Annotated in this window: 14 protein-coding genes and 1 pseudogene; all 15 read left to right on the forward strand. The window is 68.8% G+C overall.

What is annotated here, in order from left to right; all coding sequences use genetic code 11:
* The 15 genes and pseudogenes from K3U94_RS07690 to K3U94_RS07760 all read left to right on the forward strand — a co-directional run bounded on the left by K3U94_RS07690 (position 1) and on the right by K3U94_RS07760 (position 17691).
* Entirely contained in the window at positions 1-1989 is a 1989-nt protein-coding gene (locus tag K3U94_RS07690) for an acetyl/propionyl/methylcrotonyl-CoA carboxylase subunit alpha (RefSeq protein WP_220696121.1), read from the forward strand.
* Positions 1986-3146 carry an acyl-CoA dehydrogenase family protein gene (locus K3U94_RS07695; RefSeq protein WP_109519715.1) on the forward strand — a complete coding sequence of 387 codons (1161 nt, stop codon included), beginning with the start codon at positions 1986-1988 and terminating at the stop codon, positions 3144-3146. The genes K3U94_RS07690 and K3U94_RS07695 overlap by 4 nt, the downstream gene beginning before the upstream one ends.
* A pseudogene (locus K3U94_RS07700) lies at positions 3146-3735 on the forward strand (MaoC family dehydratase). The gene K3U94_RS07695 and the pseudogene K3U94_RS07700 overlap by 1 nt, the downstream one beginning before the upstream one ends.
* The gene (locus K3U94_RS07705) at positions 3732-4529 is read left to right on the forward strand and encodes an HpcH/HpaI aldolase/citrate lyase family protein (RefSeq protein WP_220696122.1); all 798 of its coding nucleotides are present in this window, start codon (positions 3732-3734) and stop codon (positions 4527-4529) included. Before K3U94_RS07700 ends, K3U94_RS07705 begins: the two are co-directional and overlap by 4 nt.
* A gap of 23 nt (positions 4530-4552) precedes the next feature.
* Positions 4553-5728 carry an enolase C-terminal domain-like protein gene (locus tag K3U94_RS07710; protein WP_220696123.1) on the forward strand — a complete coding sequence of 392 codons (1176 nt, stop codon included), beginning with the start codon at positions 4553-4555 and terminating at the stop codon, positions 5726-5728.
* 4 nt (positions 5729-5732) lie between these two features.
* Complete coding sequence (locus K3U94_RS07715) at positions 5733-6662, forward strand: ketopantoate reductase family protein (RefSeq protein ID WP_220696124.1); 930 nt, start codon at positions 5733-5735, stop codon at positions 6660-6662.
* A gap of 64 nt (positions 6663-6726) precedes the next feature.
* Complete coding sequence (locus K3U94_RS07720) at positions 6727-7548, forward strand: class I SAM-dependent methyltransferase (protein ID WP_220696125.1); 822 nt, start codon at positions 6727-6729, stop codon at positions 7546-7548.
* Positions 7549-7640: 92 nt separating this feature from the next.
* Entirely contained in the window at positions 7641-8258 is a 618-nt protein-coding gene (locus K3U94_RS07725; protein WP_220696126.1) for a TetR/AcrR family transcriptional regulator, read from the forward strand.
* Positions 8251-9315: a DUF1214 domain-containing protein gene (locus tag K3U94_RS07730; RefSeq protein ID WP_220696127.1), complete on the forward strand. Its 1065-nt coding sequence runs from the start codon at positions 8251-8253 to the stop codon at positions 9313-9315. The genes K3U94_RS07725 and K3U94_RS07730 overlap by 8 nt, the downstream gene beginning before the upstream one ends.
* Positions 9312-10559 (forward strand): sulfotransferase family protein, encoded by a 1248-nt coding sequence (locus K3U94_RS07735; RefSeq protein ID WP_220696128.1) that lies wholly within the window; start codon positions 9312-9314, stop codon positions 10557-10559. The genes K3U94_RS07730 and K3U94_RS07735 overlap by 4 nt, the downstream gene beginning before the upstream one ends.
* A gap of 10 nt (positions 10560-10569) precedes the next feature.
* Positions 10570-11631 carry a zinc-binding dehydrogenase gene (locus tag K3U94_RS07740; protein ID WP_220696129.1) on the forward strand — a complete coding sequence of 354 codons (1062 nt, stop codon included), beginning with the start codon at positions 10570-10572 and terminating at the stop codon, positions 11629-11631.
* A gap of 79 nt (positions 11632-11710) precedes the next feature.
* Entirely contained in the window at positions 11711-14278 is a 2568-nt protein-coding gene (locus tag K3U94_RS07745) for a multicopper oxidase domain-containing protein (protein WP_220696130.1), read from the forward strand.
* 88 nt (positions 14279-14366) lie between these two features.
* Complete coding sequence (gene pdhA / locus K3U94_RS07750) at positions 14367-15461, forward strand: pyruvate dehydrogenase (acetyl-transferring) E1 component subunit alpha (RefSeq protein ID WP_220696131.1); 1095 nt, start codon at positions 14367-14369, stop codon at positions 15459-15461.
* Positions 15461-16510, forward strand: a complete 1050-nt coding sequence (locus tag K3U94_RS07755; protein WP_047319896.1) for an alpha-ketoacid dehydrogenase subunit beta — start codon at positions 15461-15463, stop codon at positions 16508-16510. The genes pdhA and K3U94_RS07755 overlap by 1 nt, the downstream gene beginning before the upstream one ends.
* Entirely contained in the window at positions 16507-17691 is a 1185-nt protein-coding gene (locus tag K3U94_RS07760; RefSeq protein ID WP_220696132.1) for a dihydrolipoamide acetyltransferase family protein, read from the forward strand. Before K3U94_RS07755 ends, K3U94_RS07760 begins: the two co-directional genes overlap by 4 nt.
* Positions 17692-17701 lie beyond the last annotated feature (10 nt).

Raw genomic sequence — 17701 nt, forward strand, 5'->3', positions numbered from 1 at the left:
ATGTTTGACACCGTCTTGATAGCCAACCGCGGTGAGATCGCGGTGCGGGTGATCCGCACCCTGCGCCGGATGGGCATCCGATCCGTAGCCGTCTACAGCGACGCCGACGCCGGAGCGCGCCATGTGCGCGAAGCCGACACCGCGGTGCGCCTGGGGCCCGCGCCGGTGCTGGAGAGCTACCTGTCGATACCCAAGGTGCTCGAGGCCGCCGCGGCCACCGGCGCCCAGGCCATTCATCCCGGCTACGGATTCCTTTCCGAGAACGCCGGATTCGCGGCCGCCTGCGAGCGGGCCGGAGTGGTGTTCATCGGGCCGCCGGCCCGGGCTATCGAGGTGATGGGCGACAAGATCTCAGCGAAGAACACCGTCACTGCGTTTGAGGTGCCGGTGGTTCCGGGTATCGCCAAACCCGGCCTGTCCGATGACGAGTTGGTGACTGCGGCCGGCGAGATCGGTTACCCGGTGCTGATCAAGCCTTCGGCCGGCGGTGGTGGCAAGGGTATGCACCTGGTGGAAGAGCCTGCGCAGCTGCGCGCGGCGCTGGCCACCGCACGGCGTGAGGCGGCCTCGGCGTTCGGTGACGACACCTTGTTCTTGGAGCGATTCGTGCTGCGGCCGCGCCACATCGAGGTGCAGGTGCTCGCCGACACCCAGGGCAATGTGGTGCACCTCGGCGAACGCGAATGCAGCCTGCAGCGACGCCACCAGAAGGTGATCGAGGAGGCGCCGTCGCCGCTGCTGGACGCCGCCACCCGGGACCGCATCGGGGCGGCGGCCTGCAACACCGCCCGCAGCGTGGACTACGTCGGCGCCGGCACCGTGGAATTCATCGTCTCCGCGGATCGCCCGGATGAGTTCTTCTTCATGGAGATGAACACCCGGCTGCAGGTGGAACACCCGGTCACCGAAGCGATCACCGGCCTGGACCTGGTGGAGTGGCAGCTGCGGGTGGCCGCCGGGGAGAAGCTGTCCTTCACTCAGGACGACATCACCTTCACCGGGCACGCCGTGGAAGCCCGGGTGTATGCCGAAGACCCGGCCCGCGGTTTCCTGCCCACTGGTGGGCGGGTGCTGGCGGTGCACGAGCCTGCTGGACCCGGGGTGCGGGTGGACTCGTCGTTGCAGGACGGCACCGTCGTCGGCAGCGACTACGACCCGATGCTGTCCAAGGTGATCGCGCACGGCGCCGACCGGACGCAGGCACTGGCGCGCCTCGACGCGGCGCTGGCCGGCACGGCGGTGTTCGGGGTGCAGACCAACGTCGAGTTCCTGCGGTTCCTGCTGGCCGATGCGCGGGTGGTCGCCGGTGACTTGGACACCGAACTGCTGGATGCGCGGTCGGGCGATTTCGCACCGGTGCCCGCGCCCGACGATGTGTTGGCCGCCGGTGGCCTCTACCGCCAGTGGGCGCTCGCCGAGCGCGGGCGCAGTGATCTGTGGGCGGCCCCGAGCGGATGGCGGATCGGGGCGGCGGCGCCGGTGCGCACCGAGATGCACACCCCGCTGCGCACCGAGACGGTGTCGGTGTGGGGGCTGCCCGATGCCGCGCAGGTACAGATCGGTGACGGCGAGATCCAGAGCGCCAACGCCCATGTCGAAGGCGACCAGCTGATCGCTACGGTGGCCGGGCGGCAACGCCGCTACCTGTTCGCCGAGGACGACGGTCAACTGTGGATCTGCGACGAACGCGGAAGCTGGCAGCTGCGGGAGGCCGAAGTGGTGCGCGTGCACCGCGGCGGCGTAACCCGCAGCGCAGAGATCGCCAGCCCGATGCCGGGCACCGTGATCGCCGTCAGTGCCGCATCGGAATCGACTGTCGGCGAAGGTGATCCGGTGGTCGTGGTCGAGGCGATGAAGATGGAGCACACCCTGACCGCCCCGATTTCCGGCCGGGTGCAGGTGTTGGTGGCGGTGGGCGAACAAGTGAAGGTGGATCAGGTGCTGGCGCGGCTGATCCCGGAGGACGAGACCGAGGAAGCGAAATCATGACCACCATCGAGGCAGGAACCCTGCCGAGCCACTACCTGGACCTGCGCGACACCGTCGCCGAGTTCGCCCGCACCGTCGTCGCTCCGGTGGCGGCCAAGCACGACGAAGAGCACAGCTTCCCCTACGAAGTGATCGCGAAGATGGGGGAGATGGGGCTGTTCGGCCTGCCGTTCCCCGAGGAGTACGGCGGCATGGGCGGCGACTACTTCGCCCTGGCGCTCGCCCTGGAGGAACTCGGCAAGGTCGACCAGTCGGTGGCGATGACCCTGGAAGCCGGGGTGGGCCTGGGGGCGATGCCGATCTACCGGTTCGGCTCCGAAGAACAGAAGCAGACCTGGCTGCCGGATCTGGTGACCGGTCGCGCGCTGGCGGGCTTCGGCCTGACCGAGCCGGGCGCCGGATCCGACGCCGGCGGCACCCGGACCACCGCCCGCCGCGACGGCGACGAGTGGGTGATCAACGGCACCAAGCAGTTCATCACCAACTCCGGCACCGACATCACCTCGCTGGTGACGGTCACCGCCGTCACCGGAACCCGGCCCGACGGCAAGAAGGAGATCTCCACCATCATCGTGCCTTCCGGCACAGCGGGATTCACCGTGGAGCCGGCCTACAACAAGGTCGGCTGGAACGCCTCGGACACCCACCCGCTCACCTTCGCCGACGCCCGCGTTCCTCAAGCCAACCTGCTCGGCGAAGAGGGCCGGGGCTACGCCAACTTCCTGTCGATCCTGGACGAGGGCCGCATCGCGATCGCCGCGGTCGCCACCGGGGTGGCGCAGGGCTGCGTCGACGAGAGCGTCAAGTACGCCGGCGAGCGCGAGGCGTTCGGCCAGACGATCGGCTCCTATCAGGCGATCAGCTTCAAGATCGCCCGGATGGAGGCCCGCGCTCACGTCGCCCGTACCGCCTACTACGACGCCGCCGCGAAGATGTTGGCGGGCAAGCCGTTCAAGAAGGAGGCGGCGATCGCCAAGATGATCTCCTCGGAAGCGGCGATGGACAACGCCCGGGACGCCACCCAGATCCACGGCGGCTACGGCTTCATCAACGAATACCCGGTGGCCCGGCATTACCGGGACAGCAAGATCCTCGAGATCGGCGAGGGCACCACCGAGGTGCAGCTGATGCTCATCGCACGATCGCTGGGGCTGTGATGGGGACGTCCTCTGCCGAGTGTGAGTCCTGCGACGCCGCGTCGGCGTGTCGTGTCGCAGGATTCACACTCGGCGGGAGAAGGAGCGGAAGGGAAGCGGCGTGAGCAAGACGGTCGAGCAGCGCGGACTGTGGTTCGAGGAATACGAGATCGGCACCATCTACCTGCACCGGCCCGGGCGCACCATCACCGAAGCCGACAACGTGCTGTTCACCACGCTGACCATGAACACCCAGTCGCTGCACCTGGATGCCGCCTGGGCGGCCCAACAGCCCGGCTTCCGCGGTGAGCGCCTGGTGAATTCGATGTTCACTCTCTCCACGCTGGTCGGCCTGTCGGTAGCGCAGCTGACGCTGGGCACCATCGTGGCCAACCTGGGCTTCTCGGAGGTGTCGTTCCCCAAGCCGGTGTTCCACGGCGACACCCTGTACGCCGAAACCGTCTGCACCGACAAGCGGGAGTCCAAGAGCCGCCCCGGCGAGGGCATCGTGACGTTGGAGCATGTCGGACGTAACCAGAACGGCGACATCGTCGCCCGCGCGGTACGCACCACGCTGGTGCGCAAACGGCCGACCGAGGACCAACAGTGAGCGCCGGTCCGGCCTGGCTGTTCTGCCCGGCGGATCGCCCGGAGCGATACGGCAAAGCGGCCGCGGTCGCCGACGTGGTGATCCTCGATCTGGAAGACGGGGTAGCGGCCGCGGACCGGCCGGCCGCCCGGGAAGCATTGCGGCGCAACCCCCTTGACCCGGAACGGACCGTGGTGCGGGTGAACCCGGCCGGCACCGAAGATCAGGCCCGCGACTTGGAGGCACTGGCCGACACCGCCTACACCACGCTGATGCTGGCCAAGACCGAATCCGCCGCCCAGGTCGCCGCGCTGGCTCCGCGGCAGGTGGTGGCCCTGATCGAAACCCCGCGCGGTGCGGTGTTCTGCGCCGAGATCGCCGCCGCGCAGGACTGCGTCGCAATGATGTGGGGCGCCGAAGATCTGGTCGCCGCGATGGGCGGCGGCTCGAGCCGTCACGCCGACGGGCGGTACCGCGACGTGGCCCGCCACGTGCGCTCGAGTGTCCTGTTGGCGGCATCGACGTTCGGCCGGGCCGCATTGGACGCCGTCTACCTCAACATCGGCGATCTCGACGGGCTCAAAGCCGAAGCGCTCGATGGCGCCGCGGTCGGATTCGCTGCTACGGTGTGCATCCACCCGAGCCAGATCGCGGTGGTCCGCGATGCCTATCGGCCCGCCCCCGAACGGGTCGACTGGGCGCGCAGGGTGCTCGCCGCAGCGCACACCGAGCGCGGGGTGTTCGCGTTCGAAGGACAGATGGTCGACTCCCCGGTGCTGCGGCACGCCGAAGCCATCCTGCGGCGAGCGGATTGACGCACCAGGAGGACTGACACCGCATGCGCATCACCCAGATCATCGAGACACCGGTGCGGCTGCGCGGCGAGGTCGCCAATGCCTTGGTGGATTTCTCCCGGCACACGGTGTCGCTGGTCGCGGTGGTTAGCGACCAGATCCGTGACGGGAAGCCGGTGACCGGGGTGGCGTTCAACTCGATCGGCCGGTTCGCGCAGAGTGGCATTCTCGCCGACCGGATGATCCCGCGCGTGCTGCGCGCGAACCCCGAGGTGCTGCTGGACGACGCCGGCCGGATCGACCCCGCGCGGGTGCTGGGTTGTGCGCTGACCGACGAGAAGCCCGGCGGGCATGGCGACCGGGCGGGTGCGGCGGCCGCGCTGGAGCTGGCGTGCTGGGACCTCAATGCCAAACTCGCCGACGAGCCTGCCTACCGCACCATCGCCGGGTATTTCGGCCGCGCCACCGTCAGCACGGCTGTCCCGGTGTATGCCGCCGGCGGTTACTACTACCCGGGCGACGACACCGCGGCCGGCCTGGACCGGCTGCGCACCGAGATCCGCGGCTATCTCGACATGGGCTACGACGCGGTCAAGATGAAGATCGGCGGCGCGTCGACCAGCGAGGACCTGGCGCGCATCGAGGCCGTGATCGACATCGTCGGCAGCGGTGCCCGGGTCGCGGTCGACGCCAACGGCCGGTTCGACGAGGCCGACGCGGTGCAGTGGGCGAAAGCGCTGAACCCGTATGGCCTGCGCTGGTACGAAGAGCCCGGTGATCCGCTCGACTTTGCGTTGAACGCCGCGGTCATTGCGGCCTACGACGGTGCCGTCGCCACCGGAGAGAACCTGTTCTCGGTGCGGGACGCGACCAACCTGGTTCGTTACGCCGGGATGCGGCCGGGCATCGACATCTTCCAGATGGACGCCGGGCTCAGCTACGGGTTGACCGAATACGCCCGGATGATCGAGGTCCTCGAGGCGCACGGCTTCGACCGCCGCTTCGCCTTCCCGCACGGCGGGCACCTGATCAACCTGCACATCGCGGTCGCGCTGGGACTGGGTGGCTGCGAGTCCTACCCGGGGGTGTTCGCACCGTTCGGTGGCTACGCGCCGGGTTGCGTGCTGGCCGAGGGCACCATCGCGCCGACCGACGCCCCGGGCTTCGGGCTGGAGGAGAAGCCCGACCTGGCCGCCGTGATCGCCGACCTGGTGGGATGAGCAGATGAAGATCGCGGTCATCGGATGCGGCGCCATGGGATCGATCTATGCCGCCAAGCTGGCGGCGGCCGGCAACGACGTACTGGCCGTGGACCGGTCAAGCGCGCATGTCGACGCCATCGCCGCGGGCGGCCTGCGAATCAGCGGACCGCAGCCTGACCAGGTGGTTCCGATGCGCGCGGCCACCACCGCGCCGGCCGAGCCGATGGATCTGGTGGTGCTGGCGGTCAAGGCCGCCGACGTCGCCGCCGGGGCCAACCAGGCACTGCCGCTGCTCGGCGAGGACACGCCGGTGTTGACCATCCAGAACGGACTCGGGTCGGCCGACACCGTCGCCGACATCGTCGGCGCGGCCCGGGTGGCGGTGGGCATCGCCAGCGGCTTCGGAGCCTCGCGTCCCGCGCCGGGACATGTGCACCACAACGCGATGCGTGCCGTCCGGTTCGGCGGCTATGCGGCGCTGCCGTTTTCGACTGTCGATCAGATCGCTCGGGTGTGGTCGGAGGCGGGATTCGACGCGGCCGCGGTCGCCGACATCGCCGCCATGCAGTGGGAGAAGCTGATCTGCAACGCCGCCTACAGCGCGCCGTGCGCGCTGACCGGGATGACGGTGGGTCAGGTCATGGACGACACGGAGATGGGACCGGTCAGCCGCGCCACCGCGACCGAAGCCTGGACGGTGGCCCGCGCCGCCGGAATCGGCATCGACGTGGCAGATCCGGTGGCGCATGTCCGGGCCTTCGGCGCGCAGATGCCGAACGCCAAACCGTCTGCGCTGCTGGATCACCTGGCCCACCGAGTCAGCGAGATCGACGTCATCAACGGTGCTGTGGTGCGCACGGCCGCGCAGGTGGGGGAACAGGTTCCGGTGAACGCCACGCTGACCGCACTGGTCAAAGCCGTTGAACGTCAGTGGATAACGCCGAAGGACTGAACACCACGCCGACCGGCGTTCAGCTCCGCGCGGCTTTTCCGCGACCGCGCTAGCGTGGATTGGCATGACCGATGACAAGGCACGGGTGGACCTGAGCGGCGCGCCGCAGACCATGCTGGCGACGCTGTACGCCAAGGCGCTGGACGCCGATCTGCCCGAACCCATCCTGGGGGATCGCTACGCCAAGGAAGTGGTCGAACGCATCGACTACGACTGGAGCAAGACCACCATCACCGCGGCTCGGTCGCCCTCGGTGACCACCCGCTCGGCGCATTTCGACCACTGGGCCCGCCGGTTCCTGGCGACCAACCCCAATGCCGTGGTGTTGCACGTGGGCTGTGGGCTCGACGCCCGATACTTCCGGCTGCAGCCGGGCGACGGAGTCGACTGGTACGACATCGACTATCCGGACGTCGCCGACCTGCGCCGGCAACTACTTCCCGAGCGAGACCACAACCACGTGGTGGCGGCGTCGGTCACCGACCCGGCGTGGTTCGCCGAAATCCCCGCCGACCGTCCGACCTTGATGCTCGGCGAAGGCCTGACCATGTACCTCACCGAATCCGACGGCGTCGCGTTGCTACGGCGGGTGGTCGAGCACGCCCCGAGCGGGGAGTTGCAGTTCGACGCCTTCAACCGGTTGGGCATCAAGACCCAGTGGGCCAACGCCGTGGTACGCCGCTCCGGGGCGACGCTGCAGTGGGGGATCAATGAGCCCCGCGAGATTCTGGCCGCGGTCCCGGGTACGCGGCTGTTGGAGTGGGTGCGCTGGTTCGAGTCGGACACCTACTCCGAACTTCCCCGTCGCTACCGGGCGCTGGGCAAGGCGATGTCGCTGGTTCCGGCGGTGGCGAACATGTCGCAGTACCACCGCTACGCGTTCTGAGCTGCGCAGTCGGGGCGTCCGCAACACCGTTGACTAATTACGTTACGTAATGTAATTGTTTAGGGCGTGAGTCGCCGACAGCGGATGCCACAGTGACGGCAAGCGCGGACCAGGCCCCGGCCGGTCGCGGACGCCCGCGCGATCCCCGCACCGAGCAGGCCATCACCCAGGCCACCCGCCGGCTGCTGGCCCAAGACGGCTACGACCAGGTGTCCATCGAGGCGATCGCCCGCGAGGCGGACGTCAGCCGCCCCACCGTCTACCGGCGCTGGCCGTCGAAGACGCATCTGGTGTTCGACGCGGTCTTCGGTGCCGCCGAGGTCGGCGACGTGCTCACCAGCTCGGGTGACTTCGAGGCCGACCTGCGCCAATTCGTCGCCGGCGTGTTCGAGTTCTGGCGCTCACCGGAGGTGGCTGCCGCGGCGTTGGGCATCCTGGCCGATCGTCACCGTGACCCGGAACTGTTCATCCGCACCCAACAGCTGCTTGACGAAACCACCCGTACCGCGTTCGCCGCGCTGGTCCGCGCCGGCATCGAGCAAGGCGTGCTCAACGCCGACGTCGATGTCGAGATTGCCTACGACGCACTGGTGGGCACCAGTTTCTACATCGCCCAAGTCTTGGCCACCGACACCGTCGACGCCGCCGCCGACAGGCTGTGTTCCCTACTGCTGCAGGGAATGAGAAAGAAGGAGAACCGGGATGAGTGACGAGTTGTCCGTCGCATTCGGCGACTTGCTCGACGAGGTCCGTGCCGTCGAGCAGCGCCTGCTCAACGCCGATCCGCCGCTGGAGGAGGCCGACGTCCTCGACGGTTACCGATGGGCGCTGAGCCTGCTGCGCGTCGCCGCCGAGGCCTACATCTGGGGAGATGCGGACAAGCCGATCCTGGTCGACGTGATCGGCCCCTACCTCAAATGGGGCGGCGACAATTCAGATGCCTTCTACCAGCTGGCGCCGATCGACCCGAGCCGCAGCTACCGGGTCACGGGCAAGCGCGGCGACGCGGTCTATCTGTCCATGACCGTCTACGGCGGCCCCGATGACGGCCGCTACAGCGACCGCATCATCGACACCATCAACGACCGCGACCTCGGTTGCGACGCCGAAGGAAACTTCGAATTCATCATCAGTGCCCAAGAACGGCAGGGCAATTGGCTCAAACTGGAGCCCGACGCCGTGTTCATCCTCACCCGCGACTACCTCACCGACCCCGGCACCGATCGGCGGGTGCAGTGGAAGATCGAGGCGCTTGATGACACTGGCCGGCGCCCCGACAGCCGGGCCGATTTGAGCCGGCGAATGCGCGCGGCGCGGACCTGGATTCGTGAGCAGGCCGCCATGGCGCCCGTGCGACTGCCGGCCAACGTGCTCCAGGATCCGTATCCCGTGCCGAGTCGCACGGTGGGCTGGGCGGCCGGTGATGCCGCCTATTCGATGGGCGCCTACGAACTGCAGCCCGGCCAGGCGCTGGTCATCGAAGGAACCTCACCGGAGTGCGTGTTCTGGAATCTGTGCCTGTGGAACCCGTTCCTGCACACCTACGACTACACCCGCGAACGGGTCACGATCAACGGCGCGCACGTCACCTACCGGCCCGACGGGTCCTGGCAGATCGTGATCAGCGAAACCGATCCCGGGCATCCGAACTGGGTGTCGACCGCGGGCCGGTCGAAAGGCCTGATCTGGCTGCGCTGGTTCCTGCCCGAGGCCACCCCCGACCCGCTGAGCTGCCGGGTCGTCGACGTCGCAGAGCTGGCCTCGTGAGCGCCGCCACTCGTCCGGGTGCGATCCGGCTCAACGACCTTGCCAATCCGGTCTATCCCGAGGCCGCCCGCCCGATGCGCGAAGGCCTGGCCGGCTACGGCGCCGTCCTGCAACTCACACCGGAGGCCCTACTGCAGGCCGCGACCGACCGAACGGGCCTGCACAACTGGGGCGACAACGGCTTTCGTGAGCGCCTCGACGTACTGTGCCGGTCGCTGGTCGAGGAGGCCGACCTGTCCGGCGTCGGGCGGGCGATGGCGTTCGAACAACTGGCGGGCCACCTGGTCAACCGGCTTCGGCTGGAAGATCTGATCGCGGCGAACCCCGAGATCGAGAGCGTCGAGATCGAGCGCCCGATCATCGTCTGCGGACTGCCGCGCACCGGCACCACCCACTTGCACAACCTGATCGCCGCGGACCCGGCGCTGCGGTACCTGCCGTACTGGGAGAGCATGGAACCGGTTGCCACTCCGGGCGAGCCCGATCCGCAGGCCAGACGCGACCGCTGTGCCGTCGGTTTGGATCTGATCAACACCTCGATGCCCGAGTTCAAGCGCATGCACGACATGACCGTCGACCACGCGCATGAAGAGATCCAGCTGCTGGGCAACGACATCTCGGGAATGCTGTTCGAATGTAGCTATTTCGTCCCGACATTCGCGCAGCACTACAAGACACACGATCAGAGCGCGTCGTACGCCTATATGAAGCGCACCCTGCAAGCCCTGCAATGGCTGCGCGGCGGCACTCGCTGGGTGCTCAAATCGCCACAGCATCTGGAGCAGTTCTGGGCGCTGTATGCCACTTTCCCCGACGCCACTTTCGTTGTCACCCATCGTGATCCGGTCGAAGTGACCCGGTCGATGGCAACCATGATCAGCTACGCAGCGCGCATGGGCTGCGACCATCCCGACCCGGTCAAGATCTCGAAGTATTGGCTGGATCGGGCCGACGACCTGCTCACCGGATGCCTGCGTGACCGCGACGTGCTGCCGGCGGCACAGTCTGTCGACGTGCGGTTCGAGGACTTCATGGCAGATGAGGACGGGACCGTCGCTGCCATCTACGAGCTCGCGGACCAGCCACTCGACACCCGAGCGAAGGAAGCGATGACGCAGTTCTGCATTGATCACCCACGCGGGCGCTACGGCGCGGTCGACTACCAGCCGGCCGATCTCGGACTGGACGCAGACGAGATCGCAAATCGCTTGCGCGACTATCGAAACCGCTTCGTCGCCGACTAACGGGAGAATGATGAATCAACCGATCACCGCTGACGCCTGGGTCGCCACCGAACTCGGGGACCCGGCCAAAGTGCTGGCCCGTCAGAGCGTGGAGGTGCGCGCGCCCGGACCCGGCGAAATCCGAGTCGCGGTCAACGCCTTCTGCCTCAATTTCAACGACATCGACATCATCGGTGGCCGCTACACCACGCTGCCACTGCAACCGCCGTTCGTGCCCGGCATGGAGACGGTCGGGGTCGTGGAAAGTGCCGGGCAGGGTGCTGAACATCTCATCGGCCGGCGCATCGTCGGCATCCCGGTGATGGCGTTCGGTGGATACGCCTCCTACGCGATCGTGGACGCGGCGACCGCGCTGGACCTGCCGGAGTGGGTCAGCGACGTCGACGGTGCGGCCCTGCACTACCCGTTCCACCTGGGCTGGTTCGCGCTGCGGGAGCGCGGCCGCCTGAAGCCGGGCGAGACCCTGCTGGTGCACGCCGCCGCCGGCGGCACCGGATCCGGCGCGTTGGTGCTCGGTAAAGCGCTGGGCGCCCGGGTGATCGCCACCGCCGGCAGCGACGAGAAGGTCGAGTTCTGCAAGGAACTCGGTGCCGACCACGCGATCAACTACCGCAACGGCGACTGGGTCGAGCAGGTCGTGGAACTGACCTACGGCCGGGGTGTCGACGTCGCGTTCGACGCGGTCGGCGGGGACGTGGCGGTGCAGACCTTCCGCGCCATGGGCCTGAACGGCCGGTATCTGATGGCGGGATTCGCCCAGGACATCGCCTTGGAGGACGGCGACTATCTCTCGCCACGGCCCATCGCCTACAGCAACTTCGACGTGTGCGGGGTATGCCTGGTCTACGTCAACGACCCGGTGGCAATCCGCCGCACGCTGGGCTTCAACTGGCCGGCCCGCTCCGAGGGGCTGGACGCCCACGCGAAGATCCTGGAGATGCTGCGCACCGGTAAGATCCGCACCGTTGTTGGCGCAGAGGTGCCCTGGACCGAACTGCCGAATGCCTTGGAGCGCATGGCCGCTCGTCAAACCACCGGCCGCCTGGTGGTCACCACCGACCGGCCCCGGTAGCACGCCGGGATCAAACCGACGGCTTTCGATGTCTAAGGTCACTTCCGACTAGACGCGCGGCCACCGTAGCCTGGCGAACATGATTCAGTTGGGGCCACCCCCGGCGCCGGTCGTCAAGCCCCGCCGCCGGGGCGGACCGCGCGGGCCGGTATTCCTCGGCGCCAACATCGTGGTGCTGGGCTGGCTGGCCGTCGCGGTGGTGCTGCTCGCCGCGCACAACGTCGTTGCGCACCCGATCTGGCTGCCGGTCCACGCGTTGCTGCTCGGTGCCGCCACCAATGCGATCGTGATCTGGTCCGGACACTTCACCACCACGCTGTGCCGGGTTCCCGACCCGCCGCAGTGGCACCTGGTGGCCAAGCTGGCACTGCTCAACGCCGCCGTGATCGCGACCCTGGCCGGGGTGGCCTTCAACGCCGAAGCGCTGTCCGGGGCCGGGGGCACAGCCGTGGCCGTGGTCGCGGTCGCTCACGGCGCCGAGTTGATCGCGATGAAGAAGTCTGCCCTGTCAGCGCGTTTCGACTACCTGGTCGGTTTCTACCTGGCCGCGATCGCAGCGCTGCTGGCCGGATCGGCGACCGGTGCTGCGATGGCCGTCGGTGTGGCCCGTTGGTATGCGCGATTGTGGACCACCCACGTGCACGTGATGCTCTACGGCTGGATCGGGCTGACCGTGATGGGCACGCTGTTCACCTTGTGGCCCACCACGATCCGCGAGAAAATCACCCCGCGCAGCTTTGCGATGGCTCGCCGCGCGCTGCCGACGCTGACGGCAGGTCTGGCCGCCGCCGCCGTCGGCCTGCTCGCCGGCAGCTGGTGGCTGACGGCCGCGGGTCTGCTGGGCTACGCGGTCGGAGTCGGCCTTTCCATCGCGGGATTGTGGCCCGGCCGCAGCTTCACCGGACCCGCGGCCTGGATGCTGGTCGGCGCGACACTCTGGCTCGGAATCGCCGTCGTGGTCGAGACGACCCGTCTGATCGCGGCCCGCTCCGTCGAGGTGTTGCCCGCATTGGTGGAGCACACTCTGCTCCCGCTGCTGGCGGTGGGCTTCGTCGCCCAGATCCTGCTGGGTGCGTTGAGTCAGTTGCTGCCGATCCTGGTGGCCAACGGTCCGCCGGTTCGCAAGGCCGTCATCGGCTATCTGGACCAGGGCTGGCAGGCCCGGGTGTGCGCGATCAACCTCGCCGTGCCGCTGGTGGCCGGGCCGTGGCGCGAACCGCTGCCGTTGATCGGCTGGGCGTTGGCCGCCGTTGCGGTCGCAAGCTTCGTGCTGCTGGCCCTGCGGCTTGCGATACCGGTGGCACTGCGCGGCCCGCTGGACATCGACGCGATCACGCCCCGTCCCCGGGCGATCACCGGGGCCGTCGCCGTCGCCGCGGTAGCCGCGGTCGCAGTGGCGCTGGGGATGGGCGGCCCCGCACCCTCGGGGGCCGCCGGCGTCACCGGTGCGGCACGCACCATCGACGTCACGCTGAAGGACATGCGGTTCTCCCCGGACGTGATCGACGTGCCGGCCGGGACCCGGCTGGTGCTGCGGGTCACCAACGCCGACGGATTGCCGCACGACCTGCACGTCGACACCGGCGAGCACACCCCGCGGCTGAGCCGCGGCCAGACCGCGGTGCTGGATCTCGGTGCGGTGCAACAGGACCGAGAGGCGTGGTGCGACGTACCCGGTCACCGGGCCGCCGGCATGACGATGACGATCCACGCGGTCGGCGGCGTCCCGCGTCATCAGCACACCGGTGGCGGTCAGAGCGGCTCGTCCACGCCCACGGTCCTGGACCTGGCCGCCGACCCGTCGCCGGGCTGGACCCCGCACGACGCGGTGCTGGCTCCGGCGATCCCGGGTGTGCATCGGCTGGAACTGCGCGCCGTCGACCGGGAGCTGGAGATCGCGCCCGGTCGCCGCGAGATCCGGTGGACCTTCGGCGGCGTCGAGCCGGCACCGACGCTGCACGGCCGGGTCGGGGACACCTTCGAGATCACCCTGATCAACGACGCGAGCATGGGCCACGGCATCGACTTTCATGCCGGAGCGCTCGCCCCGGACCAGCCGATGCGCACCTTGGCGCCGGGGGAGCGGCTGGTTTACCGCTTCACGGCGCACCGGGCCGGCGCCTGGCTCTATCACTGCAGTACACCGCCGATGACGCTGCACATCGCCAACGGCATGTACGGGGCGGTGATCATCGACCCGCCCGGATTGCCGGCGGTGGACCGGGAATACGCCCTGGTCGGCGCCCAGCTCTACGCGGGCCCGCCGGATTCCGACGCCAAGACCACCGCGATCCGCGCCGGTCAGCCCGACGGCTGGATGTTCAACGGCACCGCGGCCCAGTACATGCACGCCCCGCTGCCAGCTCACACCGGCGAACGGGTACGGGTCTGGGTGGTCAATGCCGGCCCGGGTGACGCGATCGCATTCCACGTCGTCGGAACGCAGTTCGACACCGTCTACAAAGAGGGCGCCTGGCTGCTGCGGCCCCCCGGCGGTTCGGGGGGATCGCAGGCCCTCGACCTGGCGCCCGCCCAGGGCGGCTTCGTCGAGATGACCTTCCCCGAACCGGGCCACTACCCGTTCATGGATCACGACATGCGGCACGCCGAGAACGGGGCGCACGGCATCTTCGAGGTCTCCGGCTAGCGTCCGACACGGTGCGCCGCCACCGGCACAACACCGGAGCAGTCGGTGTTCGCTGGCATAATGAGATCAGCGTCACAAGGAGGCTCACATGGGCCAGCTACCAGGCATTACCGGTCCCGAAGTCGCCCTGGAACCTGTGCAGCTGATCGCGCCGGACGGGGCGCCCACCGCCGAGAACCGTTACGACCGCGACCTGCCCGAAGAGACTCTGAGCTGGCTCTACGAGCAGATGGTGCTCACCCGAGAGCTCGACACCGAACTGGTCAACCTGCAACGCCAGGGCGAGCTGGCGCTCTACGCATCGTGTCGCGGCCAGGAGGCAGCCCAAGTAGGCGCCGCCGCGTGCCTGCGCAAAACCGACTGGCTGTTCCCGCAGTACCGCGAACTGGGAGTCTTCGTCACCCGGGGAATCCCGCCGTGGCACGTCGCGGCCGCGTGGCGGGGCACCTGGAACGGCGGTCTGGAGTTCACCGCGAAATGCTGCGCGCCGATCTCGGTTCCGATCGGTACCCAGGCGCTGCACGCGGTGGGCGCGGCGATGGCCGCGCAACGCCTGGACGAAGACTCCGTCACCGTCGCCTTCGTCGGCGACGGCGCCACCAGTGAGGGCGACGTCCACGAGGCACTGAACTTCGCCGCGGTGTTCACCGCCCCGTGCGTGTTCTACGTGCAGAACAACCAGTGGGCCATCTCGGTGCCGCTGAAAAAGCAGACCGCCGCTGTCTCGCTGGCGCACAAGGCGATCGGTTACGGCATGCCGGGTATCCGGGTGGACGGCAATGATCCGCTGGCCTGTTACGCGGTGATGGCCGAGGCCGCCGAGCGGGCGCGGCATGGTGGCGGCCCGAGCCTGATCGAGGCCGTCACCTACCGGCTCGGCCCGCACACCACGTCCGATGATCCGACGCGTTACCGCAGCAGCGCCGAACTCGACCAGTGGGCAGCACTGGACCCGATCCCGCGCTACCGCACCTACCTGCGCAATATCGGCGTGTGGACGCAGCGGCTGCAGGACCGGGTCGACACTCGGGCCAAGCGGATGCGCACCGAGCTGCGAGAGGCCACCGTCGGGGCCGCCGATGCCGACATCGACGAGGTGTTCACCGCCGTCTACGCCGACATCACCCCGGAGCTGCAGCAGCAGCGCGCCGCGATCCGCGCCGAGTTGGCCAGGGAGCGTTGATGACTCAGATCCTCGAACCGCCCACCCGCTCGGCGACCCCGGCCCCGGCCACCGGAGCCGGCAAGCGCACCGAAGAGCTGACCATGGTGCAGGCCCTTAACCGGGCCCTACGTGACGCGATGGAAGCCGAGCCCAAGGTCCTGGTGTTCGGCACCGACGTCGGCGTGCAGGGCGGGGTGTTCCGGGTGACCGAAGGCCTAGCCGAAACCTTCGGAGAGCAACGCTGTTTCGACACTCCGCTGGCTGAATCGGCGGTCATCGGCATCGCCATCGGACTGGCGATTCGGGGCTTCGTCCCGGTGCCGGAGATCCAGTTCGACGGGTTCAGCTACCCGGCGCTGGACCAGGTGGTCAGCCACCTGGCCAAGTACCGGACCCGTACCCGCGGCGCGGTGCCGATGCCGGTCACCGTGCGCATCCCGTCGTTCGGTGGGATCGGTGCGGCCGAACATCACTCGGAGTCCACCGAAACCTACTGGGCGCACACCGCCGGGCTGAAGGTGGTGGTGCCCGCAGATCCCTCGGACGCCTACTGGCTGCTGCGCCACGCGATCGCCGCCCCCGACCCGGTGATGTTCCTGGAGCCGAAACGACGTTACTGGGCCCGCGGACTCGTCGACACCGAACACCCGGCGCCGGGCATCGGATGCGCCGCCGTACGCCGGCCTGGTACCGACGTCACGGTGCTCACCTACGGCGGCGGGGTGGCCACTGCGCTGTCCGCGGCCGACATCGGCGAGCAACACCACGGGTGGAGCCTGGAAGTAGTCGACCTGCGCTCACTGGTCCCGCTCGACTTCGACACCGTCGCCGCGTCGGTGCGACGCACCGGGCGATGCGTGGTCCTGCACGAAGGACCCCGCAACCTCGGCTACGGCGCCGAACTGGCCGCCCGCATCCAGGAGGACCTGTTCTACGAGCTGGAGGCACCGGTGTTGCGCGCCAGCGGATTCGACACCCCGTATCCACCGGCCCGGCTGGAACGCCTGTGGCTGCCGGGCCCCGACCGGGTGCTGGACTGCGTTCAGCGCGTCCTGGAACTGCCATGAGTACCGACACGGTCCAGACCTTCGCCGTCCCCGACCTCGGAGAGGGGCTCGAAGAGGTGACGGTGACCAGCTGGAACGTGGCGGTCGGCGATCAGATCGAACTCAACCAGGCGCTGTGCTCGGTGGAGACGGCCAAAGCCGAAGTGGAGATCCCCAGCCCGTATGCCGGCCGGGTGGTCGAGCTGGGCGGCGCGGTGGGAGATGTGCTCGCGGTCGGGGCACCGCTGGTCCGCATCGACACGGGTGCGGGCGCGCGCCCCGATGCGCTCGCGGGGCGCGCGCCGGTTCTGGTCGGCTACGGCGCCGACGACACTTTCGACACCAGCCGCCGCACCTGCACTTCCGTTCCCGGGCGGCCGAGGGCCAAGCCGGGTGCCCGCAAGCTCGCCGCTGAGCTGGGCGTCGACTTGAGCAGCGTGACGCCCGGACCGAGCGGCGTGATCACCGCCGACGGCGTGCGGGCAGCCGCTGGCGAGGCGGCTCCCGGCGATGAACTTCGTCCGCCCACCCCGGTGCAGGCGGCCATGGCTGAACGGATGGTATTGTCGCGCAGCAGGATTCCCGACGCACATGCCAGTGTGCAGGTGGACGGCAGCAACCTGCTGCGGCTGCGGGATCGGCTCGCCGAGTCGGGCGGCCCGGCGATCACCCCTTTCGTGCTGATCCTGCGCCTGCTGGTGATCGCCCTGACCCGCCACCCGGTGTTGAACGCGAGCTGGGTCGACACACCGGACGGCCCGCGCATCCGCACCCATCACGGGGTGCATCTGGGTTTCGGGGTGGCCGCGCCCCGCGGCCTGCTGGTTCCGGTGGTGTTCGACGCGCACCGCAAGACCACCCGGGAGCTCGCCGACACCGTGGCCCGGCTGATCGCCGAGGCCCGGGCCGGCACGCTCAAACCGGCCGAGCTGCAGGGTTCGACGTTCACCGTCTCCAACTTCGGGGCGCTCGGCCTCGACGACGGGGTGCCGGTGATCAATTACCCGGAGGCGGCCATTCTGGGGATCGGTTCGCTGAAACCGCGACCGGTGGCGGTGCACGACACTGTCGTGGTGCGTCCGCAACTGACCCTGACATGCGCGTTTGACCATCGTGTCGCCGACGGTGCGCAGGTTGCCGAATTCCTGTGTGCGCTCCGCGATCTGATCGAGCAACCGGAAACCGCGCTGTTGGACCTCTAGCAGGGCTGCG

The sequence above is a fragment of the Mycolicibacter heraklionensis genome (assembly GCF_019645815.1).
In the GTDB taxonomy this organism is placed as follows: domain Bacteria; phylum Actinomycetota; class Actinomycetes; order Mycobacteriales; family Mycobacteriaceae; genus Mycobacterium; species Mycobacterium heraklionense.